Raw genomic sequence first — 1,781 nt, 5'->3', positions numbered from 1 at the left:
GGCGTGGCGCCGGTCTTCGTGGGCATGTGGGGCGCGGTGGACCTGATCCGCGACCCGTTCACCGATGCGGCCTCGGGCGGGCTGCGGCTGACCGCGCTCACCACCTGCGACGTGACGGTGGCGCGCGGTGCGCAACTCGAACTGCTGACCGGCGTGCAGGTGGCGTGATGCTCTGGGGCGCTGCATCTGGCGCGCTGGAAATCCGTTCGGAGGGCGGCGCAACCGCTCTCCGGGCGGTGTTCCCCTATGGCGCCGAAACCGAGCTGGCGCCCGGCAAGCGCGAGGTGTTCGCACCCCATGCCTTCCGGGCGCGCATCGAGGCGGGCGAGGACATCCACCTTCTGGCCCAGCACGATTACACCAAGCCCCCTTGCCTCGACGGCGGCGGGCACGCTGCGGCTGCGCAGCACCGATCTGGCGGTGGAGATCGAGGCGACGGTGGACGCCTCGACCACCTGGGCCAGGGACTTTCTGGCCGCGCATCGGGCGGGCCTGATCCGGGGTCTGTCGCCCGGCTTCCGCGTGCCCCAGGGCGGCGACAAGGTGGAGCGGCGCGGCGCGGACCTTCTGCGCACGGTGACGGCGGCGCAGCTCTTCGAGGTCTCGGCCGTCACGGTCCCGGCCTATCCCGCGGCCCAGATCGAGGCGCGCGGCTGGCAGCCCGTGGCCGCGCTCGCCCAGCGTCTCGTGACGCATCATTCCAACCGCTGGAGGCTCTGACGGATGTTCGCATGGCTCAAGCGCCGCGGGGCGCCCGAGATCGAGAAGAGGGCCAGCGCGGCCGGCTACACCGCCAGCGTGATGGCCGCCCGTGAAAACTGGATCAGCGGCAAGATGACGGTGGCCGAGCTCACGGCAACGGTGCAGGCCTGCGTCACCCTCTGGGAAGGCGCGTTCGCCCTGGCGGATGTGAAGGGCGCGGGCCTTCTCGACCGCCGCACGATGGCCCTTGTCGGCCGCACGCTCGCCCTGCGCGGCGAATGCGTGTTCCTGATCCGGGATCGGCTGATCCCCTTCACCGATTGGGATCTGACCACGCGCGGCAGCGTGCCCGTCGCCTATCGCGGGCAGATCCCCGAGGTGGCGGGCAGCCGGGCCGAGACCGTGCTGGCGGCCGAGGTGCTGCACTTCCGCATCGCCTCGGATCTGTTCACGCCCTGGGCGGGCAAGTCGCCGCTGTCGCGCGCGCCGCTGTCCGCCTCCCTGCTGTCCGAGATCGAAACCGCGCTGCGGGACGTGTATCGGGATGCGCCGCTCGGCAGCCAGATCGTGCCGGTGCCCGAGGGCTCGGCCGAGGACATGGCGAGCCTGCGGCAGGCCTTCAAGGGGCGGCGCGGGTCGTCGCTGGTGATCGAGGGCGTGGCCCAGGCGACGGCGGCGGGGATGAACCCCAATATCGGCAAGGGGCCGGATCAGCTCTCGCCCGATCTGTCAAAGTCGATGACGGCCGAAAGCCTGGCCGCGGCGCGCGATGCGCTGGCGCTTGCCTTCGGGGTGCTGCCCGCGCTGATGAACCGGGCGACCACGGGGCCTGTCGTGCGCGAGGCGCAGCGCCACCTGGCCCAGATCGTGTTGCAGCCGATTGCCCAGATCCTGGCCGAGGAAGCCGCGGCCAAGCTGGGCGGCCGCGTCCTGATCGACGTGGTGCGCCCGATGCAGGCATTCGACGCGGGCGGCAAGGCGCGGGCGCTGGCCACGATGGTGGGCGCGCTGGCGCAGGCCAGGGAAGCCGGGATCGACGGCGCCACCCTGCAAGACGCGCTGTCCTTCATCGACTGGGC

Annotated in this window: 2 protein-coding genes and 1 pseudogene; all 3 read left to right on the top strand. The window is 71.9% G+C overall.

The window, feature by feature from the left end; genetic code table 11:
* Positions 1–168: pseudogene (locus BW949_RS17515) on the top strand (phage major capsid protein); the annotation flags it as partial.
* A gap of 129 nt (positions 169–297) precedes the next feature.
* Positions 298–720 carry an HK97 family phage prohead protease gene (locus BW949_RS16405; protein ID WP_328585834.1) on the top strand — a complete coding sequence of 141 codons (423 nt, stop codon included), beginning with the start codon at positions 298–300 and terminating at the stop codon, positions 718–720.
* Positions 721–723: 3 nt separating this feature from the next.
* The coding region (locus tag BW949_RS16400; protein ID WP_076368011.1) for a phage portal protein at positions 724–1,781 on the top strand (1,058 nt) is incomplete at its 3' end.

This window comes from Phaeovulum vinaykumarii (assembly GCF_900156695.1).
Taxonomy (GTDB): Bacteria; Pseudomonadota; Alphaproteobacteria; order Rhodobacterales; family Rhodobacteraceae; genus Bieblia_A; species Bieblia_A vinaykumarii.
The sequence above is the reverse complement of the archived record's forward strand: the minus strand, read 5'-3'. Positions and strand labels throughout refer to the sequence as shown.